The 26,431-nt window shown below is 72.9% G+C and carries 25 protein-coding genes; 13 read left to right on the forward strand and 12 right to left on the reverse strand.

Going from position 1 to position 26,431, the window contains the following annotated elements; translation table 11 throughout:
* Positions 1-82: 82 nt before the first annotated feature.
* The 5 genes from AB0F03_RS31795 to AB0F03_RS31815 all read left to right on the forward strand — a co-directional run bounded on the left by AB0F03_RS31795 (position 83) and on the right by AB0F03_RS31815 (position 4,624).
* Positions 83-1,216 carry a PfkB family carbohydrate kinase gene (locus tag AB0F03_RS31795; RefSeq protein ID WP_361998369.1) on the forward strand — a complete coding sequence of 378 codons (1,134 nt, stop codon included), beginning with the start codon at positions 83-85 and terminating at the stop codon, positions 1,214-1,216.
* Positions 1,217-1,370: 154 nt separating this feature from the next.
* Positions 1,371-2,450, forward strand: coding sequence for a PhoH family protein (locus tag AB0F03_RS31800; protein ID WP_361998257.1), 1,080 nt, complete (start codon positions 1,371-1,373; stop codon positions 2,448-2,450).
* Positions 2,451-2,462: 12 nt separating this feature from the next.
* Positions 2,463-2,960, forward strand: a complete 498-nt coding sequence (gene ybeY, locus AB0F03_RS31805) for an rRNA maturation RNase YbeY (RefSeq protein WP_361998259.1) — start codon at positions 2,463-2,465, stop codon at positions 2,958-2,960.
* A gap of 6 nt (positions 2,961-2,966) precedes the next feature.
* Complete coding sequence (locus AB0F03_RS31810; RefSeq protein ID WP_361998262.1) at positions 2,967-4,268, forward strand: hemolysin family protein; 1,302 nt, start codon at positions 2,967-2,969, stop codon at positions 4,266-4,268.
* Complete coding sequence (locus AB0F03_RS31815) at positions 4,265-4,624, forward strand: MmcQ/YjbR family DNA-binding protein (protein WP_361998265.1); 360 nt, start codon at positions 4,265-4,267, stop codon at positions 4,622-4,624. The genes AB0F03_RS31810 and AB0F03_RS31815 overlap by 4 nt, the downstream gene beginning before the upstream one ends.
* 76 nt (positions 4,625-4,700) lie before the next feature.
* Here AB0F03_RS31815 and AB0F03_RS31820 read toward each other — a convergent pair whose 3' ends face one another.
* Entirely contained in the window at positions 4,701-6,128 is a 1,428-nt protein-coding gene (locus tag AB0F03_RS31820; RefSeq protein ID WP_361998267.1) for an MFS transporter, read from the reverse strand.
* Between the two features lie 148 nt (positions 6,129-6,276).
* On the opposite strand from AB0F03_RS31820, the gene AB0F03_RS31825 reads away from it, so the two are divergent.
* Complete coding sequence (locus AB0F03_RS31825; protein WP_361998372.1) at positions 6,277-7,098, forward strand: helix-turn-helix transcriptional regulator; 822 nt, start codon at positions 6,277-6,279, stop codon at positions 7,096-7,098.
* A gap of 29 nt (positions 7,099-7,127) precedes the next feature.
* On the forward strand, positions 7,128-7,481 hold the full coding sequence (locus tag AB0F03_RS31830) for a cytidine deaminase (protein ID WP_361998270.1): 354 nt from the start codon (positions 7,128-7,130) through the stop codon (positions 7,479-7,481).
* 25 nt (positions 7,482-7,506) lie between these two features.
* Here the strand turns inward: AB0F03_RS31830 and AB0F03_RS31835 are convergent, their stop codons facing one another.
* Entirely contained in the window at positions 7,507-7,845 is a 339-nt protein-coding gene (locus tag AB0F03_RS31835) for a P-II family nitrogen regulator (RefSeq protein WP_361998273.1), read from the reverse strand.
* Complete coding sequence (locus AB0F03_RS31840; protein WP_361998275.1) at positions 7,842-9,152, reverse strand: ammonium transporter; 1,311 nt, start codon at positions 9,150-9,152, stop codon at positions 7,842-7,844. Before AB0F03_RS31840 ends, AB0F03_RS31835 begins: the two co-directional genes overlap by 4 nt.
* A gap of 210 nt (positions 9,153-9,362) precedes the next feature.
* Between AB0F03_RS31840 and era the strand changes: the two genes are divergently transcribed.
* Positions 9,363-10,316, forward strand: a complete 954-nt coding sequence (gene era / locus AB0F03_RS31845; protein WP_356816236.1) for a GTPase Era — start codon at positions 9,363-9,365, stop codon at positions 10,314-10,316.
* Between the two features lie 25 nt (positions 10,317-10,341).
* Here era and AB0F03_RS31850 read toward each other — a convergent pair whose 3' ends face one another.
* The gene (locus AB0F03_RS31850; RefSeq protein ID WP_361998279.1) at positions 10,342-11,220 is read right to left on the reverse strand and encodes a helix-turn-helix transcriptional regulator; all 879 of its coding nucleotides are present in this window, start codon (positions 11,218-11,220) and stop codon (positions 10,342-10,344) included.
* Between the two features lie 123 nt (positions 11,221-11,343).
* Here AB0F03_RS31850 and AB0F03_RS31855 point away from each other — a divergent pair, with 123 nt between their 5' ends.
* A complete protein-coding gene (locus AB0F03_RS31855; protein ID WP_361998282.1) occupies positions 11,344-12,198 on the forward strand; it encodes an NAD(P)-dependent oxidoreductase in 855 nt (284 codons plus the stop codon).
* Between the two features lie 22 nt (positions 12,199-12,220).
* Here AB0F03_RS31855 and AB0F03_RS31860 read toward each other — a convergent pair whose 3' ends face one another.
* On the reverse strand, positions 12,221-13,564 hold the full coding sequence (locus AB0F03_RS31860) for a GH1 family beta-glucosidase (protein ID WP_361998284.1): 1,344 nt from the start codon (positions 13,562-13,564) through the stop codon (positions 12,221-12,223).
* A gap of 83 nt (positions 13,565-13,647) precedes the next feature.
* On the opposite strand from AB0F03_RS31860, the gene AB0F03_RS31865 reads away from it, so the two are divergent.
* The gene (locus tag AB0F03_RS31865; protein WP_361998286.1) at positions 13,648-14,214 is read left to right on the forward strand and encodes a GNAT family protein; all 567 of its coding nucleotides are present in this window, start codon (positions 13,648-13,650) and stop codon (positions 14,212-14,214) included.
* Here AB0F03_RS31865 and AB0F03_RS31870 read toward each other — a convergent pair.
* Complete coding sequence (locus tag AB0F03_RS31870) at positions 14,188-14,454, reverse strand: protealysin inhibitor emfourin (RefSeq protein WP_361998289.1); 267 nt, start codon at positions 14,452-14,454, stop codon at positions 14,188-14,190. The genes AB0F03_RS31865 and AB0F03_RS31870 overlap by 27 nt on opposite strands.
* A 21-nt stretch (positions 14,455-14,475) precedes the next feature.
* Positions 14,476-15,546, reverse strand: coding sequence for a M4 family metallopeptidase (locus AB0F03_RS31875; protein WP_361998292.1), 1,071 nt, complete (start codon positions 15,544-15,546; stop codon positions 14,476-14,478).
* 342 nt (positions 15,547-15,888) lie between these two features.
* On the opposite strand from AB0F03_RS31875, the gene leuA reads away from it, so the two are divergent.
* The 3 genes from leuA to AB0F03_RS31890 all read left to right on the forward strand — a co-directional run bounded on the left by leuA (position 15,889) and on the right by AB0F03_RS31890 (position 19,813).
* The gene (leuA, locus tag AB0F03_RS31880; protein WP_356816229.1) at positions 15,889-17,610 is read left to right on the forward strand and encodes a 2-isopropylmalate synthase; all 1,722 of its coding nucleotides are present in this window, start codon (positions 15,889-15,891) and stop codon (positions 17,608-17,610) included.
* Between the two features lie 184 nt (positions 17,611-17,794).
* Positions 17,795-18,490 (forward strand): TerB family tellurite resistance protein, encoded by a 696-nt coding sequence (locus AB0F03_RS31885; protein WP_361998295.1) that lies wholly within the window; start codon positions 17,795-17,797, stop codon positions 18,488-18,490.
* 174 nt (positions 18,491-18,664) lie between these two features.
* The gene (locus tag AB0F03_RS31890; RefSeq protein ID WP_361998375.1) at positions 18,665-19,813 is read left to right on the forward strand and encodes a sialidase family protein; all 1,149 of its coding nucleotides are present in this window, start codon (positions 18,665-18,667) and stop codon (positions 19,811-19,813) included.
* Here AB0F03_RS31890 and AB0F03_RS31895 read toward each other — a convergent pair.
* Genes AB0F03_RS31895 through AB0F03_RS31915 form a run of 5 tightly spaced genes read right to left on the reverse strand, consistent with a single transcriptional unit; the run spans position 19,765 to position 26,308 of the window.
* Entirely contained in the window at positions 19,765-20,748 is a 984-nt protein-coding gene (locus AB0F03_RS31895; protein WP_361998298.1) for a dihydrodipicolinate synthase family protein, read from the reverse strand. The two genes, AB0F03_RS31890 and AB0F03_RS31895, sit on opposite strands and share 49 nt — an antisense overlap.
* A complete protein-coding gene (locus tag AB0F03_RS31900; RefSeq protein ID WP_361998300.1) occupies positions 20,745-21,752 on the reverse strand; it encodes an ABC transporter ATP-binding protein in 1,008 nt (335 codons plus the stop codon). Before AB0F03_RS31900 ends, AB0F03_RS31895 begins: the two co-directional genes overlap by 4 nt.
* On the reverse strand, positions 21,749-23,725 hold the full coding sequence (locus AB0F03_RS31905; RefSeq protein ID WP_361998302.1) for a dipeptide/oligopeptide/nickel ABC transporter permease/ATP-binding protein: 1,977 nt from the start codon (positions 23,723-23,725) through the stop codon (positions 21,749-21,751). The genes AB0F03_RS31900 and AB0F03_RS31905 overlap by 4 nt, the downstream gene beginning before the upstream one ends.
* The gene (locus AB0F03_RS31910; protein ID WP_361998305.1) at positions 23,725-24,681 is read right to left on the reverse strand and encodes an ABC transporter permease; all 957 of its coding nucleotides are present in this window, start codon (positions 24,679-24,681) and stop codon (positions 23,725-23,727) included. The genes AB0F03_RS31905 and AB0F03_RS31910 overlap by 1 nt, the downstream gene beginning before the upstream one ends.
* 4 nt (positions 24,682-24,685) lie before the next feature.
* A complete protein-coding gene (locus AB0F03_RS31915) occupies positions 24,686-26,308 on the reverse strand; it encodes an ABC transporter substrate-binding protein (RefSeq protein WP_361998307.1) in 1,623 nt (540 codons plus the stop codon).
* Positions 26,309-26,431 lie beyond the last annotated feature (123 nt).

The raw sequence follows: 26,431 nt of genomic DNA on the forward strand, positions 1-26,431 counted from the left end.
GCGGGCGTACGGCGTTCCGGGGCGTGGCCTGGTGCACACTGGCCAGAACCGCACCACCGTCAGGGAGCGCACCGTGACCCCGTTGCACACGGCCACCGGAGAGGAACCGGAACACCTCACGCAGGCCGCGCGCGGCCAGACCCAGGTCGACCCGCTCGCCGCGCTGCGCGCCCCGGGTGACCCGCCCTGGGACGTGTATCTGACCGGCACGGTCTTCCTCGACATCGTCTTCACCGGCCTCGACTCGGCGCCCGTGCGCGGCACCGAGTCCTGGGCCCGGGGCATGGGGTCCAGCCCCGGCGGCGTCGCCAACATGGCCGCCGCCCTGGCCCGGCTCGGCCTGCGCACCTCCCTCGCCGCGGCCTTCGGCGACGACCACTACGGCGAGTACTGCTGGGACGCGCTCGCCCAGGGCGAGGGCATCGACCTGTCGGCCTCGCGGACCGTGCCCGGCTGGCACTCCCCGGTGACCGTCTCCATGGCGTACGAGGGGGAGCGGACCATGGTCTCCCACGGGCACGAGCCGCCGCCCGGGGAGCCGGCGCCGGACTGCCCGCCCCCCGCGCGGGCGGCCGTCGCCTCCCTCACGCCCGGCGCCCGGGCCCCGTGGCTCGCGCAGGCCGCGCGGACGGGCACCCGGATCTTCGCCGACGTCGGCTGGGACGACACGGGCGCGTGGGACCTGGGCGGACTGGCCGACCTGGAGCACTGCGAGGCGTTCCTGCCCAACGCGGAGGAGGCCATGCGGTACACGGGCGCGGACTGCCCGCGGGCCGCCGCGCGCGCCCTGACCGAGCGGGTGCCGGTGGCCGTGGTGACGCTGGGGGCGCAGGGGGCGTACGCCGTGGACCGGCGTACGGGCGAGACGGCGGAGGTGCCGGCGATCGCGGTGGAGGCGCTCGATCCGACGGGGGCGGGCGACGTGTTCGTCGCCGGGTTCGTGACGGGGTCGCTGGCGGGCTGGCCGCTGGCCGACCGGCTGGCCTTCGCGGGACTCACCGCCGCGCTGTCGGTGCAGGAGTTCGGCGGGTCGCTCTCCGCGCCGGGCTGGTCGGAGATCGGGGCTTGGTGGCGCCGGGTGCAGTCCCTCCCGGGCCAGGAACCCAGGGCGCTGCGGCGGTACGCGTTCCTCGACGGGCTCGTCCCGCGGGAGCCGGACCGGCTGTGGCCGCTGCGCCGGGCGGTGCCGACCATCGGTTTCCGGCGCTCCGGCTGACCCGCCGGGGACCGGCGGACCCCGGCTCCGGGTGAGGCGTTGTGCGAAAAGACCTTCGGTGTTGTCGGTCCCGCGTCGTACTCTTGATACCGCGAGGCCGCCCACAGCGACGCGGCCGTGACGAGGAGGAAGCGCAGGCCTTCAGCGCCGGCCCATGACAGAGACACCCACAGCTCACACCCCCGCGCAGGAGCAGGCGAGAGCGCAGTTCACCGTCCCCGCGCAGCACCCGATGGTGACCGTGCTGGGCTCGGGCGACGCCCTCCTGCGGGTGATCGAGAGGGCCTTCCCGGCGGCCGACATCCACGTCCGGGGCAATGAGATCAGCGCGGCGGGCGACCCGGTCGACGTCGCCCTGATCGCGCGCGTGTTCGACGAGATGATGCTGGTGCTCCGCACCGGGCAGCCGATGACGGAGGACGCTGTGGAACGCTCGATCGCCATGCTCAAGTCGAGCGAGAACGGGACGAGCGACGGGCCGGAGACCCCGGCGCAGGTACTGACGCAGAACATCCTGTCCTCACGCGGTCGCACGATCCGCCCCAAGACCCTCAACCAGAAGCGCTACGTCGACGCCATCGACAAGCACACGATCGTCTTCGGCATCGGTCCCGCCGGCACCGGCAAGACCTACCTGGCCATGGCCAAGGCCGTCCAGGCCCTCCAGTCCAAGCAGGTCAACCGGATCATCCTGACCCGGCCGGCGGTCGAGGCCGGTGAGCGGCTCGGGTTCCTGCCGGGCACCCTCTACGAGAAGATCGACCCCTATCTGCGCCCGCTGTACGACGCGCTGCACGACATGCTCGACCCGGACTCCATCCCGCGGCTCATGGCCGCCGGGACGATCGAGGTCGCGCCGCTCGCGTACATGCGCGGACGCACGCTCAACGACGCCTTCATCATCCTGGACGAGGCCCAGAACACGAGCCCCGAGCAGATGAAGATGTTCCTCACCCGCCTCGGCTTCGAGTCGAAGATCGTCATCACGGGTGACGTGACGCAGGTCGACCTGCCCAACGGGCAGAAGTCGGGTCTGCGACAGGTGCAGGAGATCCTCGAAGGGGTGGACGACGTCCATTTCTCCCGGCTGTCGTCCCAGGATGTCGTCCGGCACAAGCTGGTGGGCCGTATCGTCGACGCGTACGAGCAGTACGACAACCAGCACGGCACGGAGAACGGCACCCACAAGGGCGGCCGTGGCAGGACCGGCGCCAAGGCTCCCCAGGGGAAGTAGACCAGCACGACCATGTCGATCGACGTCAACAACGAGTCCGGTACCGAGGTCGACGAGCAGGCGATCCTCGACGTCGCCCGCTACGCGCTCGCGCGGATGCGCATCCACCCGCTCTCCGAACTCTCGGTGATCGTCGTGGACGCCGACGCCATGGAGCAGCTCCACATCCAGTGGATGGACCTGCCGGGCCCGACCGATGTCATGTCCTTCCCGATGGACGAGCTGCGTCCGCCGTCCAAGGACGACGAGGAGCCGCCGCAGGGGCTGCTCGGCGACATCGTGCTGTGCCCGGAGGTCGCCGCCCGGCAGGGAGCCGAAGCGCCGACGGGGCACACCATGGACGAGGAGCTCCAGCTGCTCACCGTCCACGGTGTGCTGCACCTGCTCGGTTACGACCACGAGGAGCCCGACGAGAAGGCCGAGATGTTCGGGCTCCAGGCCGCCATCGTGGACGGGTGGCGGGCCGAGCACGGCCTGACCGGGCCCTCCCCGGCGCCGACCGTCTCGTAGCCGCCCATGTCCGTGCAGATCGTGCTCGGGGCGATCGCGCTGGTCGTCGTCGCCTGGCTCGCCGCATGCGCCGAGGCGGGCCTCGCGCGGGTCTCCAGCTTCCGCGCCGAGGAGGCCGTCAAGTCCGGCCGCCGGGGCAGCGCCAAGCTCGCCCAGCTCGCCGCCGACCCCACCCGCTACCTCAACCTGGCCCTCCTGGTCCGTGTCGCCTGCGAGATGGCGGCGGCGGCCCTGGTGACCTACGCCTGCCTCCAGGAGTTCACGGCCACCTGGCAGGCGCTGCTCGTCGCCATCGGCGTGATGGTGCTCGTGTCGTACGTCGCCGTCGGTGTCTCCCCGCGCACCATCGGCCGGCAGCATCCGCTGATCACGGCGACCGCGGCGGCCTACGTACTGCTGCCGCTCGCCCGGGTGATGGGCCCGATCCCGTCGCTGCTGATCCTCATCGGCAACGCGCTCACCCCCGGCCGCGGCTTCCGGCGCGGCCCCTTCGCCTCCGAGGCGGAGCTGCGCGCGCTGGTCGACCTCGCCGAGAAGGAGTCGCTGATCGAGGACGAGGAGCGCCGCATGGTGCACTCGGTCTTCGAGCTGGGCGACACCCTCGTGCGCGAGGTGATGGTGCCGCGCACCGACCTCGTGGTCATCGAGCGGTACAAGACCATCCGGCAGGCCCTCACCCTCGCCCTGCGCTCCGGGTTCTCCCGGATCCCGGTCACCGGGGAGAGCGAGGACGACATCGTCGGCGTCGTGTATCTGAAGGACCTGGTCCGCAAGACGCACATCAGCCGGGAAGCGGAGGGCGACCTGGTGTCCACGGCCATGCGGCCGGCCGTCTTCGTGCCCGACACCAAGAACGCCGGCGACCTGCTGCGCGAGATGCAGAAGGAACGCAACCACGTCGCCGTCGTCATCGACGAGTACGGCGGCACCGCCGGGATCGTCACCATCGAGGACATCCTGGAGGAGATCGTCGGTGAGATCACCGACGAGTACGACCGGGAACTCCCGCCGGTCGAGGACCTCGGCGACGACCGCTTCCGGGTCACCGCCCGCCTGGACATCACCGACCTCGGCGAGCTGTACGGCCTGGAGGAGTACGACGACGAGGACGTGGAGACCGTCGGCGGACTGCTCGCCAAGGCCCTCGGCCGGGTGCCCATCGCGGGCGCGTCCGCCGAGGTCGACCTGCCCGACGGACGCCGGCTCAAGCTGACGGCGGAGGCCGCGGCCGGGCGCCGGAACAAGATCGTGACCGTCCTGGTGGAGCCGCTCCCCGTGGCCGTCGCCGGGGAGGGCCGGTCCGGATGACCCCCCAGGAGCTGCGCGCCTTCTGCCTGTCCTTCAACGCCGCCGTGGAGGACTTCCCGTTCAGCCCGGAGATCTCGGTCTTCAAGGTACTGGGCAGGATGTTCGCCCTGACGCACCTGGACGCGCGGCCCCTGACGGTCAACCTCAAGTGCGACCCCGAGGACGCGATCCGGCTGCGCGGCGAGCACGAGGGGCTGATCGTGCCGGGCTGGCACATGAACAAACGCCACTGGAACACCGTGACGGCCGACGCCGGACTCCCCGACCGCCTCGTGCAGGACCTGGTCGAGGACTCGTACGACCTGGTCGTCGCCGGCCTGCCGAGGTCGGAGCGGCTGCGCCTGGACCGGCCGTGAGAGGCCGGTGCCGGGACGGCGTGACCCACGGCGCGCGCGGCCGTGCGGTGGGCACGGCCGCGCGGAGCGGGAGCGTTCAGATCCTGGGCTGAGCCCGGCGCAGGCCCAGGCCGACCAGGACGGCGGCGGCCAGGACGATCGCCGCGTCGAGGGCGAGGACCGTGTGGACGCCCGCCGGCAGGTCGCCGGAGGTGGTGGCCAGGACGCCCAGCACCGGGATGCCGACCGTGATGCCGACCTGCTGGGTGGACGTCACCAGGCCGGTGGCCAGGCCCTGTTCCTCGTCCGGGACACCGGAGGTGACGGTCAGGCCGTACGAGACGATCGCGCCCAGGTGGCACATGCTCGCCAGGGATATGGCGGCCGTGGCGAGCCACACCGACCAGGTGTCGGCGTCGAGCGGCAGCAGGGCCGCGATCAGCGCGCCCTGACCCGCCAGCGAGCCGACCAGCGTGCGGCGGGCACCGAAGCGGCCGATCACCTTCGCGGCGAGGCCGCCGGCGACGGCCGACAGCACGCCCTGGACACCGAAGACGAGGCCGGTCTCGAAGGCCGACAGGCGCAGGACCTCCTGGAAGTACAGGGTCAGGACGAAGACGACCGTCGACATCATCGAGAAGGTGACCAGACCGCCCACGTTGCCCCAGGCCACCGTGCGGCGGCGCAGCATGGGCAGGGAGACGAGGGGGGCCGCCGAGCGGGACTCCACGACCGTGAACGCGGTCAGCAGCAGCAGACCGGCGGCGAGCGCCGTGATGACGTCCGCGCGGCCGAAGCCGTGGTCTGCGGCCGTGGACAGGGCGTAGATCAGCGACAGCAGACCGGTGGTGACGGTGACCGCGCCGGGCACGTCCAGGCGCGGGCGGTCCGGGGTGCGCGACTCCGGCAGCAGGCCCGGGGCCAGCGGCAGCACGATCAGCGCGAACACCGTGAGCAGGGCCATGGTGGAGCGCCAGCCGAACGCGTCGGTCAGCACACCGCCGGCGACCATGCCGACGGTGAAGCCCAGCGAGAGCAGCGTGCCGGAGATGCCGAGGGCGCGGTCGCGGGCCGGGCCCTCCGGGAAGGTCGTGGTCAGCAGGGACATGCCGGCCGGGACGATCGCCGCCGCGCCGAGCCCCTGGAGGGCCCGCCCGGCCAGGAAGGACGCCGGGTCCCAGGCCAGGGTCGCCAGCAGCGAGGCCGCGCCGAACAGGGACAGGCCGGCCAGGAACAGCCGGCGGCGGCCGTACAGGTCGCCGATGCGGCCGAAGAGGAGCAGGAAGCCGCCGGAGGGCAGCGCGAACGCGGTGACGGCCCACTGGAGGGCGGAGCGGCTCATGCCGAGGTCCGAACCCAGCTCGGGCAGGGCCACGTTGAGGACGGAGAAGTCCAGCGCAACCATGAACTGGGCGGCGCACAGCACGAAGAGGACGAGCTTGTCGCGCGTCGACAACCGCGGGGGGCCGAGCGGTGTGTCTGCGGGGACGGTGGGCCGGGTCGAGGTGGTGGTGTCGATCGCCATGGCACGAGCTTGGGGCGCCCGGAACAATCGTGGGGAGTCGGAACTTATGGTGGTGGTGGCACCACCAGAGACGACGGGGGAGGAGCGGCACGTGCCTGCTGCGGAGGCGACGAGGAGTCATCGGCGTGACGAGTTGCGCGAGTTCCTGATGAGCAGGCGGGCCCGGGTCACTCCCGAGGCCGCCGGGCTGCCGGGCGGCGGGGGCCGGCGCCGCACGCCCGGGCTGCGCCGGGAGGAGGTCGCCGTGCTCGCCGGCGTGGGCGCCTCCTGGTACCAGTGGCTGGAGCAGGGGCGGGACATCTCCGTCTCCCCGCAGGTCCTCGACGCCGTCGCCCGGGTGCTGCGGCTGAGCGACGCCGAACGCCGGCACCTGTACCTGCTGGCCGGGCTGAACCCGCCCGCGCCCCAGGTCGTGCCCGGCAGGGCGGACATGTGCGACGGGCTGCGGCGGCTGATCGACACCTGGATGCCGTACCCGGCCCACATCATGGACCTGTACTACAACTGCGTGATGTACAACGACGCGGCGACGCTGGTCCTCGGCATGCGGCCGGACATCACCCAGAACTGCCTCGTCGACTTCTTCACCGATCCGCTGTACCGCTCGCGCAGCAACAGCTGGGAGCGCAACGCGCGTACGGTCGTGGCGCAGTTCAGGGCCGCGTGCGCGGCGCGGCCGGACGACGACGGGTTCCAGGCGGTGCTCGCCGAGGTGTCGGCGCGCAGTTCCGAGTTCGCGGCGCTGTGGGCCGAGCGCGACATCGAGGACCAGGGGCAGGTCCGCAAGGAGCTGGACCATCCCCTGGTCGGGCTGCTGGTCGTGGAGTCCACGGTGATGAAGGTGCCGGCCCGCCCCGATCTGATGATCGTGCTGCACACCCCGCTGGACGAGGCGAACACCGCGGCCAAGCTGGAGTGGCTGGCCTCGCCGGAGGGCCGCCGGGGCGCGATGTACCCCGTGGCGGGATGACCGGCCCCCGGGCTTCGTATGCTCTGGGCATGACCGAGAGCAACGCGCTTGACCCCGAGGACCGCAAGATCGTCACCCTGGCCCGTTCGGCCCGGGCCCGCAACGGCGTGCCCGAGGGGGCGGCCGTACGGGACGAGACCGGGCGTACGTACGTCGCCGGGTCGGTGGACCTGGCCTCCCTGAGCCTGAGCGCCCTGCGCACCGCCGTGGCGATGGCCGTGGCGTCCGGCGCGACGTCGCTGGAGGCGGCGGCCGTGGTGAGCGACGCGGAGTCCGTGCCGGCCGCCGACCTGGCCGCCGTCGCCGATCTCGGCGGTGCGGGGACGCCGGTGCTGCTCGCCGGCGCCGACGGAACGGTCCGCCGCACCGTCCCCGCGGGCTGACCCGGCCCGCCCGGGGAGCCGCCGGTCAGAGCGCGTCGGGGCCGCGCTCGCCGGTGCGCACCCGTACGACCGTCTCCACGGGGACGGACCACACCTTGCCGTCCCCGATCTTCCCGGTGTGCGCGGCCCTGACGACCGCGTCGATCACGTCGTCGGCGACCGCGTCCTCCACCACGACCTCGATGCGCACCTTCGGCACGAGGTCGACGCGGTACTCGGCGCCCCGGTACACCTCGGTGTGACCGCGCTGCCGGCCGTACCCGCTCGCCTCGGTCACGGTCAGGCCGTGCACCCCCAGTTCCTGGAGGGCGGTCTTGACCTCGTCCAGACGGTACGGCTTGACGATCGCGGTGATGAGCTTCATGCCTGGTTGCTGACCTTCTGGCCGGAGGAGAGGAGGGAGGCGCCGACCGGGGCGCCATGGCCCAGGACACCGTGATCGTATGCCGTCTCGGCGTGCACGGTAAGGTCCAGCCCGGTGTGCTCCTGCTCCTCGCTCGCCCGCAGGCCCAGCACCCGGTCGATCAGCTTCCCGAGGCCGTACGTCACCGCGAACGCGTACGCCGCGACGACCACCACGGCGAGCAGCTGCCTGCCGAACGGGGCGAGCCCGCCGCCGTAGAACAGTCCCCGGGTGCCGCCGGTCATCGCCTTCTCGGCGAACAGGCCGATCAGCAGGGTGCCGATCACGCCGCCGACCAGGTGGACGCCGACGACGTCGAGGGAGTCGTCGTAGTTCAGCCGGAACTTCCAGCTCACCGCGTAGGAGCAGACGACACCGGCGGCCAGGCCCACGGCGAGCGCGCCCAGCAGGGAGACCGTGCCGCACGAGGGGGTGATCGCGACGAGGCCCGCCACCGCGCCGGACGCCGCGCCCAGGGTGGTCGGGTGGCCGTCGCGCCGCTGCTCGACGAAGAGCCAGCCGAGCAGGCCGGTGCAGCCGGCGGCGAGCGTGTTGAGGAACGCGGCGGCGGCGAGGCCGTTCGCGCCGAGCGCGGAGCCCGCGTTGAACCCGAACCAGCCGAACCAGAGCAGACCCGCGCCGAGTACCACCATCGGCAGGTTGTGCGGGCGCATGGCGTCCTTCTTGAAGCCGAGGCGTGGCCCGAGGACCAGGCACAGGGCGAGCCCGGAGGCGCCGGAGGTGATCTCGACGGGCAGACCGCCGGCGAAGTCGAGCGCGCCGAGCCGCTCCAGGATCCAGCCGCCGGGGCCCCACACCCAGTGGGTGACCGGGACGTACACGGCCAGCGTCCACACCGGTACGAAGACCAGCCACGCCGCGAACCGCGTGCGGTCGGCCACCGCGCCGCTGATCAGCGCCGCCGTGACGATCGCGAAGGTCAGCTGGAAGGTGGCGAAGAGCAGGGTCGGCACCGAGCCGTGGACGCTGCCGGGACCGAGCCCGCTCATGCCGGCCTGCCCCAGGCCGCCGATCAGTCCGCCGAAGGAGTCGTCCCCGAAGGCGAGGGAGTAGCCGGCCGCCAGCCACACCACCGTGACCAGGGCGATCGACACGAAGCTCATCATCAGCATGTTGAGGACGCTCTTCGTGCGGACCATGCCGCCGTAGAACAGGGCGAGGCCCGGGGTCATCAGCAGGACGAGGGCGGTGGCGGCGAGCAGCCAGGCGGTGTCGCCGGTGTTCACGTGGGGTGCGGCCAGGGTCACGGGCGTCTCCAACGGTGTGCGGGCTCGTCAGAGGGTCACCGGTGGGCGTTTCCGGTCGCCTACGGGTGTGTTTCCGTGACGTTTCGTTGCGTGCGGGTTTCCGGAAGCTCACGGGTGGGAGACGTACGCGGACGCCGGTACGGCGCGGGTTCGTGGATCAGGACGGACGCTGGTACGGCGCGGCTTCGTGGATCAGGGAGAATGGGCGGCATGAGTGTTCGTACCCAGTCATCCGAGCAGCCGGCGGAGACCATCCACCGCGCCGGCTTCGCCTGCTTCGTGGGCCGCCCCAACGCGGGCAAGTCCACCCTCACGAACGCTCTGGTCGGGCAGAAGGTGGCGATCACCTCCAACCGCCCCCAGACGACCCGGCACACCGTGCGGGGCATCGTGCACCGCCCGGACGCGCAGCTGATCCTGGTGGACACCCCCGGGCTGCACAAGCCGCGCACGCTGCTCGGGGAGCGCCTCAACGACATCGTCCGCACCACGTGGGCCGAGGTCGACGTGATCGGCTTCTGCCTGCCCGCCGACCAGAAGATCGGCCCCGGCGACCGGTTCATCGCCAAGGAACTCGCGGGCATCCGGAAGACCCCCAAGATCGCCGTCGTCACCAAGACCGACCTCGTCGACAGCAAGGCCCTGGCCGAGCAGCTGATCGCCATCGACCAGATGAGCAAGGAGCTGGGCTTCGAGTGGGCGGAGATCGTCCCGGTGTCGGCGGTCGGGTCGAAGCAGGTCGACCTGCTCGCCGACCTGCTGGTCCCCCTCCTGCCCGAGAGCCCCGCGCTCTACCCCGAGGGTGACCTCACGGACGAGCCCGAGCAGGTGATGGTCGCCGAGCTGATCCGCGAGGCCGCCCTGGAGGGCGTCCGCGACGAACTGCCGCACTCCATCGCGGTGGTCGTGGAGGAGATGCTGCCCCGCGAGGACCGTCCCGCCGACCGCCCGCTGCTGGACATCCACGCCAACGTCTACATCGAACGCCCCAGCCAGAAGGGCATCATCATCGGCCCCAAGGGCAAGCGCCTGAAGGAGGTCGGCATCAGGTCCCGCAAGCAGATCGAGGCGCTCCTGGGCACGCCGGTCTTCCTGGACCTGCACGTCAAGGTGGCCAAGGACTGGCAGCGCGACCCCAAGCAGCTGCGCAAGCTGGGCTTCTAGCCCGGTCGCCGCCCGGCCGCGGCCGTCAGGGGGCCGTGCCCCGGGTCTCCCCCAGCGGGGTGGTGCCCGGCCGCATGTCCTGCGTGCCCACCACCCGCAGAAGCTGGAGGCGGTCGTGGGACTCCGTGCCCGGGCGGGCCGTGTGCAGGACGAGCTGGTTCCGGCCGCCGTGGCTGAGCAGGACCTCGCAGTCCAGCTCCAGCAGGCCCACGACCGGGTGCAGGAAGCGTTTGACGGCCGGGCGGCGCCGGGACACCTCGTGCCGGTCCCACAGTCGCGCGAACTCCTCGCTCCCCGCCCGCAGTTCGGCCACCAGGGCGGCCGGCTCGGGGTCGTCGGGCCGGGACGCCGCCACCGCGCGGAGGTTGGCCACGTGGTCGCGGGCGTGCGCCGGGAGGTCCTCGGGCGGGAAGAGCGCGCGGGCCGTGGGGTCCAGGAAGAACCGCCGGGTCAGGTTCCGCTCGCGCGGCGGGCGGGCCGACGCGTCGCCGACCAGCGCCTTCGCCAGCGCGTTCTGCGCCAGCACCGTGCCGCAGTCCGTGACCACCTGCGCCGGTGAGTCGTACAGCCGGTCCAGGACCAGCAGCAGCCCCGGCCGGACGTGCGCCGTGGCCGCGTCCCGGCGCGGCGGCTCCTCGCCCACCAGGTGGAAGAGGTGGTCGCGTTCGTCGTCGGTCAGCCGCAGCGCGCGGGCCAGCGCCGTGAGCATCTGACGGGACGGGCGCGGACCCCGGCGCTGCTCCAGCCGCGTGTAGTAGTCCACCGACATCCCGGCCAGCGCGGCCACCTCCTCCCGGCGCAGCCCGGGGGTACGGCGGCGGGCGCCGGGCGCCAGGCCCACGTCGGCCGGGTCCAGGCGGGCACGGCCACGGCGCAGGAAGTCGGCGAGTTCGGCTCGGTTCACCCCTCCAGCGTGCGGCAGGCCGCACGGGTTATCCAGGGAGCGCCGGTCCCCCGATCGGGAGGTCTCTCCCACCGCCGCCGACCGCGGCGGAGGCTGGGAGCACCGAACGAGAGGAGCACCACCATGCTGACCCTGATCACCGGTGCCACCGGACAGGTGGGACGAGGATTCGCCGCCCGGCTGCTCGCGCGGGCCCGGCCCGGGGAGCGGGTCCGGGTGATCGTCCGTGACGAGGCCCGCGCCGCCGGTCTCGCCGCGGGCGGCGCCGAGGTCGTCGTCGGCGACCTGCGCGACACCGACGTCCTCGGCAAGGCGCTCACCGGGGTGGACGCCGTGGTCAACATCGCGGCCTCCTTCCGGGGCGTGCCGGACGAGGAGGTGTGGGCGGTCAACCGGGACGCCGCGCTGGAGCTGGGCCGGGCGGCCCGCAGCTTCGGGGTGCACCGGTTCGTGCAGGCCAGCACCATCCTGGTGTACGGCGCCGGGCGCGGACGGCCGCTGGTCGAGGACGACCCCACCGTGCCGGGCGGCGGCCCGCTGTGGACGGCCTACCCGCAGTCCAAGGCGGAGGCGGAGCGCGGGCTGCTGGCGCTGGACGGGCTGGACGTCCGGGTGGGCCGGCTCGCCTTCGTCTACGGCGAGGGCGACCCGCACCTGCCCGGCATCACCCGCTGGACCGCGTCCCAGCCGGCCACCAAGCGGCACCACCTCGTGCATGTCGCCGACGCCGCCCAGGGCCTGACGCGCCTGCTGGACGCCCCCGGCGCCGGCGGCCGGGTCCACAACATCGCCGACGACGCCCCGGTGACGGCGCTGGAGATCCACCAGCTGCTCGGGGTGGAGCCGCCGGCGGACGGCCCCGACCCCGACCCCGACCCCTGGTACGCGATCGCCTCCACCGACCGCATCCGCCGCGAACTGGGCTACCGGCCGCTGTTCCCCACCTTGTGGAGCGCCCGCGACGCCGGCGCCCTGTAGGGGCCGAGAGCGCGGGCGGTCGTCACCGCTGGGCCCGCAGCAGGTCCCGGAACCAGTGGTAGGACGCCTTGGGGGTGCGCCGCAGCGTCTCGCGGTCCACGTGGACGAGCCCGAACCGGCGGGCGTAGCCCTCCGCCCACTCGAAGTTGTCCAGCAGGGACCACACGAAGTAGCCGCGCACGTCGACCCCGGCGGCCAGCGCGGTGTGCAGCGCCCGGATGTGGCCGTCCAGGTAGGCGATGCGTTCCCGGTCGTCGACGCCCTCGTAGGAGCAGCCGTTCTCGGTGATGACGACGGGCGGGAGCCGGTCGCCGTAGCGGTCGCGGAAGTCCGTCAGGAGTTGGGTCAGTCCCTCGGGCACCACCGGCCAGCCGAAGTCGGTCACCGGCCGCCCCTCGATCTCCCGCACGGAGAAGGGGAGTCCGGCGGGCAGCCGCACCCCGCCGTACTCGCTGTCGCCGTCCCTGGGGGCGCCCACCCGGGTCGGGGCGTAGTAGTTGACGCCGTACCAGTCGACGGGCTCGGCGATGACGCGCAGGTCGGCCTCCACGTCGCCGGGCATCAGCGCGTCCATCCCCTCCGGGTACCGGCCGAGGATGACCGGTTCGGCGAACAGCCGGTTGAGCAGGAGGTCGTGGAGACCGGCCGCCTCCGTGTCGGCCGGTTCGGCGGAGGCCGGCCAGGTCGGGCCGTGGGAGTTGGCGATGCCGATGTCCGTGGCGCCCGCCGCGCGCAGGGCCCGCACCGCGAGGCCGTGGGCGAGGAGCTGGTGGTGGGCGGCGGGGAGGGCGTCGAGGAGGAGCTGCCTGCCCGGCGCGTGGACGCCCAGCGCGTGGCCCAGCAGGGTGTGTTCGGCGGGCTCGTTGAGGGTGATCCAGGTGCCGACGCGGTCCCCGAGCCGTTCGGCGACGACCGCCACGTACGCGGCGAACCGCTCGGCGGTGTCCCGCCGGAGCCAGTCCAGCGAGGCGGGCAGGTCCCAGTGGAAGAGGGTGGGCACGGGCCGTACGCCCGCCGCGCACAGCTCGTCCACCAGCCGGTCGTAGAAGTCGAGGCCGCCGGGGGAGTTCACCCGGGGCCAGGAGACGGAGAAGCGGTAGGCGTCCACGCCGAGGCCGGCGAGGAGGGCCACGTCCTCGGCGTAGCGGTGGTAGTGGTCGCAGGCCACCGCCGCCGTCGAGCCGTCCTTCACCCGGCCCGGCTCGGCCGTGAACACGTCCCAGACGGACGCCTCCCGCTGTCCGGCCGCCCCCTCGATCTGGTGCGCGGAGGTCGACACCCCCCACAGGAAGCCGTCCGGGAACCGCGGGACCGGAGCGCCCGGGGCCGGGACCGCCGGGCGGGGAGCACCTGCGTCAGTCGCCATCCCCGGATCATCCTTACCGCGGGTGATCCCCGTCAACGCCCGCGCACGCCGGGGTCGTTGAGCGGGCGCCTTATGATCACCGGATGCTCGAAGGCAAGCTCGTACGACTCCGCGCCCTGCGCGCCGACGACCTGGACGCCCAGCTGCGCTGGCGCAACGACCCGGAGGTGGCGCACTGGGCGACCGGGGGCCACCCGCACTTCGGCCCGGTGACCCGGGAGGCCGTGGAGCGCTTCCACGAGGCCCGGCTGCGCGAGGACCCCCGGGACGGGGCCACCTTCACCGTCGAGGAGCTGGACGGCGAACGCCCCATCGGCATGGCCGACTACCGCGACCTGGACACGTTCGCGGGGCGCGCGACCGTCGGCATCACCATCGGCGAGCGGGACCGCTGGGGCGGCGGGCACGGTTCCGAGGCGCTGCGCCTGCTGCTCGGCCACCTCTTCGGCGCCTGCCGGCTGCGCCGGGTCGAACTGGACACCTGGAGCGGGAACGAGCGGGCCCTGCGCGCCTTCCGGCGCCTGGGCTTCGTGGAGGAGGGGCGCCGGCGGGCCGCCGTACGGGTGGGGGAGCAGTGGCACGACACCGTGGAGTTCGGGCTCCTCCGCGAGGACTGGGCGGCGTCAGGCGCCCTCCTTCAGCACCCGTGACACCAACTCGCGCTGCTCGTCGGTGAGCCGGGGGTCCGCCGCGTACACCGTGCGGCCGTCCACCGTGATCTCGTAGCGGAAGCCGTCCGGGACGCCCGCCGGTGGTGTCTCCTGGCCGGACGCGAGGACGCGTTCGGCCAGGGCCCGCCACTCGTCGGCGTCGGATCGGTCCGAGGTGTCGACCTCCGCCCGGCGCTCGATGCCCGCGAAACCGCCCGTACGCCGCACTTGAATACGCATGGGTCCCTGTCTAGTACGGAACTACAGCGTGCGCACCCCCACCTCCTCCCAGGCCTTCTGCACGGCCTGGAGTTCGCCCCCCGCGCCGTACCGCTCGCGCGCCGCCTTCACCGTCAGCGTGGCGAAGTCGCTGAACTGGGCGTCCTTCTTCAGCCGGCCCCCGGTGAGCACGTCGTACCAGATCCGGCCGGCCTTCTCCCAGGCGTAGCCGCCCAGCGCGGTGGCGGCGAGGTAAAAGGCGTGGTTCGGGATGCCCGAGTTGATGTGCACACCGCCGTTGTCGCGGCTGGTGCGGACGTAGTCCTCCATGGTGGCCGGCTGCGGGTCCTTGCCGAGGACGTCGTCGTCGTACGCCGTGCCCGGTGCCTTCATCGAGCGCAGGGCGGTGCCGGTGACGCGCGGCGCGAGGAGCCCGGCGCCGATCAGCCAGTCGGCGTCGGCGGCGGTCTGGCCGAGCGTGTACTGCTTGATCAGCGAGCCGAAGACGTCGGACAGGGACTCGTTCAGCGCGCCGGGCTGCCCGAAGTAGGTGAGGTTGGCGGTGTGCTGGGTGACGCCGTGGGTCAGCTCGTGGCCGATGACGTCGACCGGGATGGTGAAGTCGAGGAAGATCTCGTTGTCGCCGTCGCCGAACACCATCTGCTCGCCGTTCCAGAAGGCGTTGTCGTAGCCCTCCCCGAAGTGCACGGTGGCGTCCAGCGGGAGTCCGTGGTCGTCGATGGAGTGCCGGCCGTACGCCTTCAGGTACAGCTCGAAGGTGGCGCCGAGGCCCGCGTAGGCGCGGTTGACGGTGGCGTCCGAGCCCGGGTCGGAGCCCTCCGTGCGGACGCGGTCGCCGGGCAGGTCCTGGGTGTGCCCGGCGTCGTAGACGGTGCGGTGCGGCTGGTCGGCGGCGGTGCCGGCCGGCGCGGCGACGGCGGGTGCGCCGACGACCGTGGTCAGCCGGCGCTTGGTGCGCTGGTAGGCGTCGTGCTCCAGGGACCGGCGGGCCGGGCCGGAGAGCGCGGGGTCCTCGTGGCGGGCGAGCCGGTCGAGGACGTGCGGCGGCACGATCGTGCAGAAGACGGGCGTCAAGCCCCCGTGGGTCGTCATGTTCGGACCATTGCACTACGTGATGTCGATGTCACTACCTGCCACCATGATTGGTGAAATACCGGGACAGGGAGCACGGCACTCCGTGACGCTGTGGTAGGGCGATGTGGTCCGGCGCACTTTATGTCCCTTTTGTATGGACTGCTGGCGCTGGTCCCGCATACTGGGACGGGCCCGCGCCCCCGGAGCGGCTCGGCTAGGCTGCGGAGCATCATGCGTTCCTGGCTGCTCCTTCTTAGCTGCCGCGGCGAGGGCCTGTAGTCGAGGCCGACTCCCTCCCCGCGGAGCTTGGCGTTGCGTCGTCGGCCGTCCTTCCGGACCTCTTGAGGAGCCTTACGCATCATGGCCAACCGCCAGCAGCCCAGCCGCATGCCGATCCACAAGTACGGCCGTTACGAGCAGGTCGACATCGCCGACCGCACCTGGCCCGGGAAGCGGATCACCGCCGCCCCCCGCTGGCTCTCGACCGACCTGCGCGACGGCAACCAGTCCCTGATCGACCCGATGTCGCCCGAACGCAAGCGCCGGATGTTCGACCAGCTGGTCGCGATGGGCTACAAGGAGATCGAGGTCGGCTTCCCCGCCTCCGGCCAGACCGACTTCGACTTCGTGCGCTCCATCATCGAGGAGGAGGGCGCGATCCCCGAGGACGTGACCGTCTCCGTCCTCACCCAGGCCCGCGAGGACCTGATCGAGCGCACCGTGGAGTCCCTGAAGGGTGCCCGCCGGGCCACGGTCCACCTGTACAACGCCACCGCGCCGGTCTTCCGCCGCGTCGTCTTCCGCGGCTCCAAGGACGACATCAAGCAGATCGCCGTCGACGGCACCCGCCTGGTGATGGAGTACGCCGAGAAGCTGCTGGGCCCCGAGACCGAGTTCGGCTACCAGTACAGCCCCGAGATCTTCACCGACACCGAGCTGGACTTCGCCCTGGAGGTCTGCGAGGCGGTCATGGACGTCTACCAGCCGGGCCCGGGCCGCGAGATCATCCTCAACCTGCCCGCCACCGTGGAACGTTCCACCCCCTCCACGCACGCGGACCGCTTCGAGTGGATGCACCGCAACCTCTCGCGCCGTGAGTACGTCTGCCTGTCCGTCCACCCGCACAACGACCGCGGCACGGCCGTCGCCGCGGCCGAGCTGGCCCTGATGGCCGGCGCCGACCGCATCGAGGGCTGCCTGTTCGGGCAGGGCGAGCGCACCGGCAACGTCGACCTGGTCACCCTGGGCATGAACCTGTTCTCCCAGGGCGTCGACCCGCAGATCGACTTCTCCGACATCGACGAGATCCGCCGTACGTGGGAGTACTGCAACCAGATGGAGGTCCACCCGCGCCACCCGTACGTGGGCGACCTGGTCTACACGTCCTTCTCCGGCTCCCACCAGGACGCCATCAAGAAGGGCTTCGACGCCATGGAGGCCGACGCGAAGGCCAAGGGCGTCACGGTGGACGACATCGAGTGGGCCGTGCCGTACCTGCCGATCGACCCCAAGGACGTCGGCCGCTCCTACGAGGCCGTCATCCGCGTCAACTCGCAGTCCGGCAAGGGCGGTGTCTCCTACGTCCTGAAGAACGACCACAAGCTGGAACTGCCGCGCCGCATGCAGATCGAGTTCTCGAAGATCATCCAGGCGAAGACGGACGCCGAGGGCGGCGAGATCACGCCGAAGGACATCTGGGCGGTCTTCCAGGACGAGTACCTGCCGAACCCCGGCAACCCGTGGGGCCGCGTCCAGCTGAAGACCGGCCAGTCCACGACCGACACGGACGGGGTGGACACCCTGACCGTCGAGGCCACCGTCGACGGCGAGGACACCGTCCTGACCGGCTCCGGCAACGGTCCGATCTCGGCCTTCTTCGACGCCCTCCAGTCCGTCGGCGTCGACGTACGCCTGCTGGACTACCAGGAGCACACGATGAGCGAGGGCGCCTCCGCGCAGGCCGCCTCGTACATCGAGTGCGCGATCGGCGACAAGGTCCTGTGGGGCATCGGCATCGACGCGAACACGACGCGTGCGTCGCTGAAGGCGGTCGTCTCCGCCGTCAACCGCGCCGCCCGCTGACGCCTCCGACCGGCCGTTCAGGGGCCCCGACCGTGCGGTACGACGGCCGGGGCCCCGTCGGTTCTCGGCCACCGCGCACCCCAGGTCACGGAAAGGTCTCTTCCGGGGTACTGACTCAGGGTCCTGACTGTGGCTAACATCACGCCAGTGCGGCGATGTTGCCGTGCGGTTACGGAGGTGCGACGTGCTGCCAGTACGGGGACGAGACGGCCGTGCCGCCAGGGCTGCGCGCATCCTGGGCACCCGCACCGCGTGGACCCCCGCCGGGGACGGCGACTTCTACTGCCCCGGCTGCGGAGGTGACCGCAACTACCAGCGGCTCACCGGCCGTCGCCGCCTCACCCTGCTGGGCGTGCCCGTGCTGCCGCGCGGGGCGACCGGGCCGGTCGTGGAGTGCGCGGCCTGCCGCCGGCACTTCGGCACCGACGTCCTGGACCACCCCACCACCCGCCGCTTCTCCGCGATGCTCCGCGACGCCGTGCACACCGTCGCCCTCGCCGTGCTCGCCGCGGGCGGCACCGGCTCCCGTACGGCCCTGGAGGCGGCCGCCACCGCCGTCCGCGCCGCCGGCTTCACCGACTGCACGGAGGACCAGCTGGCCGCCCTCGTCGACGCCCTCGCCGCCGACACCGGCCGGTTCTTCGAGCAGCCGGGCAGCGCGAGCCTGACCATAGAGCTGCACGAGGCCCTCGGCCCGCTCGCCCCGCACCTGGCCCCCGCCGGCCGCGAGGCACTCCTCGTCCAGGCCGCCCGCATCGCCCTCGCCGACGGCCCCTACACCCCGGCCGAACGCGACGCCCTCGCCACGGTGGGCGCGGCCCTCACCATCTGCGCCGACGACGTGACCCGCCTCCTGACAGCGGCCCGCACCCCGTCCTGACAGCGGCCCGGACGCCGGGCGGCCCGGCGGAGGTCGAACCCCGGCGTCGGGCGCCGGCCCGGCCCCCGGCACCCGGCCGGTCGTCGTTCGTTCGGGTTCGCGGGGTGGGGGTGGGCCGGTGCGGGCGGGGAGGATCAGGGGGTGATCGCACTGTGCCGCTGGATTCTCGTCGGGGTGGGGCTTTTCGGCCTGGCCGCCGTGCCGGTGCCCGCGTACGCCTCGCCCGGCGGCTGTGCTGCCTCCGTGCCCTATGTCTCCGGGCGGGGCGGTTACGCCGCCTACCGGATTCCCGCCACCGTCATCACCCGGCAGGGCACCGTACTGGCCTTCGCCGAGGGGCGGCGGGACGGGGCGGGGGACAGCGGCGACATCGACGTCGTCCTGCGCCGTTCCGCCGACGGCGGCTGCACCTGGGGCCCGCAGGCGGTCGTGGCCGCCGGGCGGGGTGACACCCGGGGCAACCCGGCGCCGGTGGTCGACGCCCGCACCGGCGACATCGTCCTGCTGACCTGCGGCAACAGCGGGGCCGTCACCCAGGCGCAGATCACGCGCGGCGAGGTCCCCCCGGAGCGGGGCCGCCGGGTGTTCGTGCAGCGCAGCCGGGACGACGGCCGGAGCTTCACGGCCCCGCGGGACATCACGGCCGGGGTGACGCGCCCGGACTGGCGCTGGTACGCCACCGGCCCCGGCCACGCCCTCGCCCTCACCCACGGCCCGCACGCCGGCCGCCTGCTGGTCCCCGCCAACCACTCCGCCGCCCCGCCCGCCGGTTCCCCCGACACCGGCCAGGAGCCCCGCTACCACGGCGGTCACGCCCTCTACAGCGACGACTCCGGCCGCACCTGGCACCTGGGCTTCGTGGACGCCGGCTACGACGGCGTGACCAACGCCGACGAGACCAGCGCCGCCGAGCTGGCCGACGGCCGTCTGTACCTCAGCTCGCGGGACCAGGACGGCACCGCGCCCGGCAACCGCCTGGACAGCTACTCGTCCGACGGCGGGCGCACCCTGGACCGCCCCTACGCCGTCCAGCCGACCCTGGACGACGTCCCGGTGGTCCAGGGCAGCGTCCTGCGGCTGACCGGCCCCGGCGGCCCGCTGCTGTTCTCCGCGCCCTCGGTGCCGACCGCCCGCCGCGCCCCGGCCCTGTGGTCCAGTACGGACGCCGGTCACACCTTCACCCGGCTGCTCACCCTCTCGGACCGGCCGGCCGCCTACTCGGACCTGGTCCAGCTCGGCCCCGGCACGGTCGGCGTCCTGTACGAGACCGGCGGTCAGAGCCCGTACGAGTCGCTGGTGTTCCGCAGGCCGGCGCTGCCCTGAGAGCCGCGCCCGAGCAGTCCGGCCGCCGCCAGGAACCTGCCGACCCGCTCGACCTCCGCGCCGGACAGCGGCACCTGCGGCTCGGCCGTCACCGGGCAGTCGATGACGCCCCGCAGATGCAATGCGGCCTTGAACGCGCCCAGCGCCGACGAGCTGCCGCCCATCCGCGCCGGATCCCCGACGCCGGTCAGCCCGAACAGCGCGCACAGCCGCTCCTGTTCGGCCCGGGCGCCCTCCGTGTCACCGGCCCGGCACAGCCGGTACAGGCGGACGTAGCCGTGCGGGTCGACGTTGGCCAGCCCCGGCACGGCCCCGTCGGCGCCCAGCGCCAGCGCCGCGTCGGTGATCAGCTCGGAGCCGGTCAGCACGCCGAACCCGGGGTGGGCGCGGGCGCCGGTGACGACCTCCCGGAAGGCCGCCAGGTCCCCGCTGGAGTCCTTGACCCCGGCCAGCACCCCGTCCCCGGCGAGCCCCAGCAGCAACTCGGCGGGGAGCTTGGTGTGCACGGCGGCGGGGATGTCGTAGGCGATCACCGGGACGGTGCTGGCGGCGGCGATCCGGCGGTAGTGGTGGACGATCTCCGCGGGGTGGGTGCGGGCGTAGAAGGGCGCGGTGACGACGACGGCCTGCGCGCCGGCCGCGGTGACCGCCGCCACGTGTTCGAGCACCCGTGGGGTGGTCATGTCGATGGCGCCCGCGAGGACGGGCAGCTGTCCGGCCACGTGGGCCGTCACGGCCGCCACCACCTGGCGGCGCTGCGCGTCCGTCAGGAAGGCCGCCTCCGACGTGGAGCCGAGCAGGAACAGCCCGTGCACCCCGCCCTCCACGAGATGGCCGACCAGGCGCAGCAGCGAGGGCACGTCCACCTCGCGCCCGGGTGTCAGGGGCGTGCAGACGGGCGGGACGACACCGGTGAGCGGGGCGGGGAAGGTCATCGGGGCTCCTGGCGAGCGGGGTCGCGGGTCGGCTGGTCCTCCTCCACAGGATGGTGGCAGCGGTAGCGGTGCCCGGGGTGCGACGCGGCCGTGAAGTCCGGCATGGCCTCGGCGCACACCGCGTCCGCCTTCCAGCAGCGGGTGCGGAACGGGCAGCCGCTCGGCGGCCGGGTCGCCGAGGGCACCGGCCCGGTCAGCGGGATCGGTTCGACGGGGTCCAGCAGGCCGGGCGTGGCCGAGAACAGGGCGCGGGTGTACGGGTGCCGGGCGCCGTCGGTGACGCGGCCGGCCGGGGTCTCCTCCACGATCCGGCCGAGGTACATGGTGATCACCCGGTCGCTCATCCGCCGTACCGTCTGGATGTCGTGGGAGACGAACACCAGGGCGAGACCGAGGCGTTCGCGCAGGTCGAGCAGCAGGTTGAGGATCTGCGCGCGGACCGAGACGTCCAGGGCGCTGGTCGGTTCGTCGGCGACGAGCAGGGCCGGGTCCAGGGCCAGGGCGCGGGCGATCGCGACGCGCTGGCGCTGCCCGCCGGACAGCTGGCCGGGCACGGCGTCGGCGAGGGCCCCGGGCAGGCCCACCAGACCCATCAGCTCCCGTACCCGCTCCTCCCGTTCGGCCCGGGTGCCGCGTGCGTGGACGTCCAGCGGGTCGCGCAGGACCCGGCGGACGGTCAGCCGCCGGTTCAGGGCCGTCGACGGGTCCTGGAAGACCATGCCGACGCCCGCGCCGACCGTGGCCCGGCGTTCGGCGGGCGGCATCGTCCACAGGTCCCGGTCCCGGAACGAGACCGTCCCGCGTACGGGCCGTTCGACGCCCACGAGCACCTTCGCCAGCGTCGACTTCCCGCATCCCGACTCGCCGACCACGCCGACCGTCTCACCGGCGCCGACGCGCAGGGTGGCGCCGGTCAGCGCGTGCACCCGGTCGCGCCGGAACAGTCCGCCGCCGCGCGCCCGGTGGACGACGTGCGCGTCCCGTACCTCGACGACAGCGGTCACGGGCGGGCCTCCTCGCTCTGCGCCGACGTCAGGTCCACCGCCGGGTGGTGGCAGGCGGCCGTGTGCGCGGGGGTGCCCGTGAGGACCGGGGCGGCCGTCCGGCACACCTCGCCGGCGAGCGGGCAGCGGTCGGCGAACCGGCAGCCCGCGGGGAAGCCGGCGGGGGAAGGTACGACGCCCTTGATCTGTGCCAGCCGCTCCTCGGCGGACTCCAGCGACAGGACGGCGGCGAGCAGGCCGCGCGTGTAGTGGTGGGCCGGCGCGGCCACCAGGGCGGAGGTCACCCCGCTCTCCACGATCTGCCCGCCGTACATGACCACCACCCGGTCGGTGACGTCGGCGACGAGCGCCAGGTCGTGCGAGACCAGGAGCAGCGCGAAGCCCAGTTCCCCGCGCAGCCGCAGCAGCAGTTCCATGATCTGGGCCTGCACGGTGACGTCCAGGGCCGTCGTGGGTTCGTCGGCGACGATCAGGCCCGGCTCGCGGGAGAGGGCCATGGCGATGAGGACGCGCTGGCGCTGTCCGCCGGACAGTTCGTGCGGGTAGCTGCGCAGGGTGCGTTCCGGGTCGAGGCCGACCAGTGCCAGCAGCTCGCGGGGGGCGCGGCGGCCCCCGCGCCGGACCAGCTGGGCGAGCTGGGCGCGGACGGTCATGGCGGGGTTCAGCGCGGACAGGGCGTCCTGGTGGACCATGGCCATCTCGTGGCCGAGCAGCCGCCGCCGGGCCCGCGCCGGTTCGGTGAGCAGGTCCCGCTGCCGGAACCGCACCTGGCCCCGCACCCGCGCCCCCGCGGGCTGGAGGCCCATGACGGTGAGCGCGGTCAGCGACTTCCCGCAGCCCGACTCGCCGACCAGGCCCAGCACCTCACCGACGTACACCTCGAAGCCGACCCCGGCCACGATGTCCACGCCCGCGTGCCGGCCGGGGAAGCCGATGGTGAGGTTCTCCACGGCGAGCACCGGCTGCCCGTCGCGGGAGGGCAGCGGCCGGGCCCGGGAGCGCAGCCGGCGGGCGGCTTCGGCCAGGCCGGGCAGCGGGAGCACCTCGCCGCTGCCGGGCTCGGGTGCCTCCAGCCGGTCCGGCGGCGTAGCGACCTCGCGCGGTGCGGGCGCCGCCCAGGCGTCGGAGACGCCCTCGGACAGGATGTTCAGCGACAGCACGGTGAGCAGGATGAGCAGCCCGGGGAAGACGGTGGCCCACCAGCCGCCGGTCAGCACCATGTTCTTGCCGTCGGCGATGACACTGCCCCAGGACGGGTCGGGGGGCCGTACGCCCGCGCCGATGAAGGACAGCGACGCCTCGAACACGATGGCCTCGGCGACCTGGACGGTGCAGAACACCAGCACCGGGGCGGCGCAGTTGACGGCCACGTGCCGCAGCACGATGTGCGGGGTGCGGGCGCCGATGACCCGCTCGGCGGTGACGTAGTCCTCGCCGTACTGGTCGAGGACGTTGGCGCGGACGACGCGGGCCACCGGCGGGGTGAACAGGAAGGCGAGGGCGCAGATCAGCACGCCGATGCCGCCGCCGAACACGGCGACGAGCACGGCCGCGAGGGCGATGCCGGGGAACGCCATCACCACGTCGAGGCAGCGCATCAGCGTCTCGTCGACGGACCGGCGGGAGGTGGCGGCGAGCGCCCCGAGCAGGGCCCCGGCGACCAGGGCGAGCCCGGTGGCGCCCAGGCCGATGGCGAGGGACCACCGGGCGCCGTACATGAGCCGGCTCAGGATGTCCCGGCCCAGACTGTCCTGCCCCATCCAGTGCGCGGCGGACGGCTGCCCGGTGCCGCCGGCCGGGTCCTGCTGGTCCAGCGGGTCGTGCGGGGCGAGCAGCGGAGCCAGTACGGCGACCAGGACGACCAGCGCCAGGAAGCAGACGGCCGCCTTCGACGACAGCGGCAGCCGGCGTAAGCCGCGCAGCCGGACGCCGGGCCGGGAGAGCCGCTCGGTGAGAGCCGCGCGCGTGATCATCAGCCCGCCCTCAGACGTGGGTTGACCAGCAGGTACAGGAGGTCGATGACGAGGTTGACGACGACGAACCCGGTGGCGGTGGTCAGGACGACCCCCTGCACGACGGCCGGGTCACCGTTCTGCACGGCGTCGATCATCAGCTTGCCCATGCCGGGCAGGGAGAAGATCGTCTCGATGACGACGGCGCCGCCGAGGAGGTAGCCGACGCGCAGCCCCAGCACGGTCAGCGGGTTGACCAGCGCGTTCCTGAGGACGTTCCGGCCGACCACCACCCGGGGCGGCAGTCCGCTGCCGATCGCGGTGCGCACGTAGTCCTTGTCCAGCTCCTCCACGACCGACGTCCGCACGATCCGGGTCAGCTGCGCGGCCACCGGCAGGGACAGCGCGACGGCGGGCAGGGTCATGGTCCGCAGCCAGCCGGTGACGGAGTCGGCGGGGTTGACGTAGCCGCCGGTCGGGAACCAGCCCCGGTCGACGGCCAGGTACTGGATCATCAGCAGCGCCAGCCAGAAGCCCGGCGCCGCCACCCCGACCAGCGAGACGACGCGGATGACCTGGTCCGGCACCCGGTCCCGGTACACGGCCGCGGTCACCCCGCCCACGAGCGCCACCACGACCGCGAGTGCCAGACCGAGGAAGGTCAGCTGGAGGGTGAGCGGCAGCGCGGTGGTGACCTGGTCGGCCACCGGGGCGCGGGTGAGGGCGCTGGTGCCGAGGTCCCCGTGGAGCAGGTCGCCGACGAAGTGGACGTAGCGCACGGGCAGCGGGTCCAGCAGCCCGTTGCGTTCCCGGAAGTCGTGCAGCTGCCGGGGGGTCGGATTGGCGCCCTGGAAGAACGCGGACGCGGGGTCGGCGTCCGAGAACCGCATCACCAGGAAGACGAACAGCACGATGCCGAGGAGCAGCGGTACGAGCAGGACGATCCGGCGGAGCAGGATGCGTACGACGGCCGTCATGCCGTCAGACCCACCGGGCGCGCAGGAGGTTGACGCCCGGGTACGGCTGGGCCCGTATCCCGGTGAGCCTGTGCGGGTCCCAGGCCGTCATCAGCTCGTTGTGCACCACCGGGTACAGCACGGCCTGTTCGGCGACCACGTCGATGTAGTCCTGGACCATGGCCTTCTTCTTCGCCGGGTCGGGTTCCCGGGTCGCCCGGTCCATGTCCTTGAACAGCTGCCGGGCGACGGGGTCGTCGGCCCACCGGGTGTAGCGCATCCAGAGGTTCCGGGGGCCGTAGTTGTAGTGCATGATCAGGTCCGCGTCGAGCCCGAACTGGTTGGGGTTGGAGGCGGCGGCGACGACCTGGTAGTCCCGCTTCTGGTCCATCTTGGTGAAGACGGCCGTGGTCTCCTGCGGGGCGAGGGTGGTCGCCACGCCGACGGCGTCCCACGAGGCCTTGACGGTGGGCAGGCAGTCGACGATCCAGCTGACGTTGACGGCGAGGATCTCCACCTCGAGGTTCTTCACCCCGGCGGCCTTCAGCAGCGCCTTCGCCCTCGCCGGGTCGTATCCGTAGACGGTTTTCGCCGGCCGGTAGCCGGGGTTGCCCTCGTCGAGGAAGGAGGACGCGGGTTTCCCGTGCCCCTTGAGCGCCACCCGCACCATCTTCTCGCCGTCGATGGCGTAGTGCAGCGCCTGGCGGACCCGCACGTCGTCGAAGGGCTTGTGCCGGGTGTTGAACATCAGGAAGAGGTTGTTCATCCCGGCGCCGCCCGCGACCTTCAGACCGCTCTGCTCCAGGCGCGGGATGTTGGCGTAGGGGACGTTGTCGGCGATCTGGGCACCGGCGTCGGTCCCCGAGATCTTCGCGACGCGCGAGGCCGCGTCCACGATGGTGAGCCAGTTCATGCGCTTGAAGGCGGGCTTGCGGGGGCCGTTGTAGGCGGCGAACGCCTCGAAGGTGGTGTTGGACTTCGGGTGGTGCGCGGTCTGCCGGTACGGTCCCGAGCCGACGGCCAGCCCCCTGACCGCCTCGTCCCAGGCACCGGGCCGGGAGAAGACGTGCTTCGGCATGATCTTGGCGAGGGTGAGCCTGGCGAGCCCGTCGGGGAACGGGAACCTGAGCACCAGCTCGACCGTGCGCGCGTCGATCTTCCTCGCGCTGTCCAGCCAGCCGGCGAAGAACCCCTTGGCGAGGGTCTCGGTGTGCGGGTCCAGGATGCGGTCGAAGACGAACACGACGTCGTCGGCGGTGACGGGCCTGCCGTCGTGGAAGGTTGCGCCCGGCCGCAGCGCGAACCGCCAGCGGGTGGCACCCGGATCCTTCGGCACCTCGGTGGCCAGGGCGGGATATGGCACCCGGGTGATCGGGTCGGTGTCCAACAGGCCCTCGTAAATGTGGTTGTTGGCGGCCATCGCGAACGCCGAAGCCGTCTGCGTCGGGTCCCAGCTGCCGTCGTTGCCGTACCCGATCACGGCGGTCAGCGTCCGCTCCTTGCCGCTGCCACCGTGCCCGGTGTCGTTCGTGGACTGCGGCCCGCCGGAGCAGGCGGCCAGCGTGGCGCCCGCCCCCAGCGCTCCGGCGCCCCTCAGGAACGACCGGCGGCGCGGCGCCGGTACACCGGGAATCACGTCGTCGCGCACGGGTCCTCCAGCAAGTCGGTGGGGAGGGGGCGGGAGATGCGACGTCCTACGTCCTACGTCCGATCGGTAGCGCGACCATAAGAGGGGCTGTGGAGGCGGTCAAGACGGCACACACGAATGGCC

Origin of the sequence: Streptomyces sp. NPDC028722 (assembly GCF_040637655.1) — a bacterium.
Classification (GTDB): Bacteria; Actinomycetota; Actinomycetes; order Streptomycetales; family Streptomycetaceae; genus Streptomyces.

Excerpts from the sequence above, each read along its gene's own strand:
- AB0F03_RS31800 (WP_361998257.1), top strand. The coding sequence starts at position 1,371 with ATGACAGAGACACCCACAGCTCACACCCCCGCGCAGGAGCAGGCGAGA.
- ybeY (WP_361998259.1), top strand. The coding sequence starts at position 2,463 with ATGTCGATCGACGTCAACAACGAGTCCGGTACCGAGGTCGACGAGCAG.
- AB0F03_RS31810 (WP_361998262.1), top strand. The coding sequence starts at position 2,967 with ATGTCCGTGCAGATCGTGCTCGGGGCGATCGCGCTGGTCGTCGTCGCC.
- AB0F03_RS31815 (WP_361998265.1), top strand. The coding sequence starts at position 4,265 with ATGACCCCCCAGGAGCTGCGCGCCTTCTGCCTGTCCTTCAACGCCGCC.
- AB0F03_RS31820 (WP_361998267.1), bottom strand. The coding sequence starts at position 6,128 with ATGGCGATCGACACCACCACCTCGACCCGGCCCACCGTCCCCGCAGAC.
- AB0F03_RS31825 (WP_361998372.1), top strand. The coding sequence starts at position 6,277 with ATGAGCAGGCGGGCCCGGGTCACTCCCGAGGCCGCCGGGCTGCCGGGC.
- AB0F03_RS31830 (WP_361998270.1), top strand. The coding sequence starts at position 7,128 with ATGACCGAGAGCAACGCGCTTGACCCCGAGGACCGCAAGATCGTCACC.
- AB0F03_RS31835 (WP_361998273.1), bottom strand. The coding sequence starts at position 7,845 with ATGAAGCTCATCACCGCGATCGTCAAGCCGTACCGTCTGGACGAGGTC.
- era (WP_356816236.1), top strand. The coding sequence starts at position 9,363 with ATGAGTGTTCGTACCCAGTCATCCGAGCAGCCGGCGGAGACCATCCAC.
- AB0F03_RS31855 (WP_361998282.1), top strand. The coding sequence starts at position 11,344 with ATGCTGACCCTGATCACCGGTGCCACCGGACAGGTGGGACGAGGATTC.
- AB0F03_RS31860 (WP_361998284.1), bottom strand. The coding sequence starts at position 13,564 with ATGGCGACTGACGCAGGTGCTCCCCGCCCGGCGGTCCCGGCCCCGGGC.
- AB0F03_RS31865 (WP_361998286.1), top strand. The coding sequence starts at position 13,648 with ATGCTCGAAGGCAAGCTCGTACGACTCCGCGCCCTGCGCGCCGACGAC.
- AB0F03_RS31870 (WP_361998289.1), bottom strand. The coding sequence starts at position 14,454 with ATGCGTATTCAAGTGCGGCGTACGGGCGGTTTCGCGGGCATCGAGCGC.
- AB0F03_RS31875 (WP_361998292.1), bottom strand. The coding sequence starts at position 15,546 with ATGACGACCCACGGGGGCTTGACGCCCGTCTTCTGCACGATCGTGCCG.
- leuA (WP_356816229.1), top strand. The coding sequence starts at position 15,889 with ATGGCCAACCGCCAGCAGCCCAGCCGCATGCCGATCCACAAGTACGGC.
- AB0F03_RS31895 (WP_361998298.1), bottom strand. The coding sequence starts at position 20,748 with ATGACCTTCCCCGCCCCGCTCACCGGTGTCGTCCCGCCCGTCTGCACG.
- AB0F03_RS31905 (WP_361998302.1), bottom strand. The coding sequence starts at position 23,725 with ATGATCACGCGCGCGGCTCTCACCGAGCGGCTCTCCCGGCCCGGCGTC.
- AB0F03_RS31910 (WP_361998305.1), bottom strand. The coding sequence starts at position 24,681 with ATGACGGCCGTCGTACGCATCCTGCTCCGCCGGATCGTCCTGCTCGTA.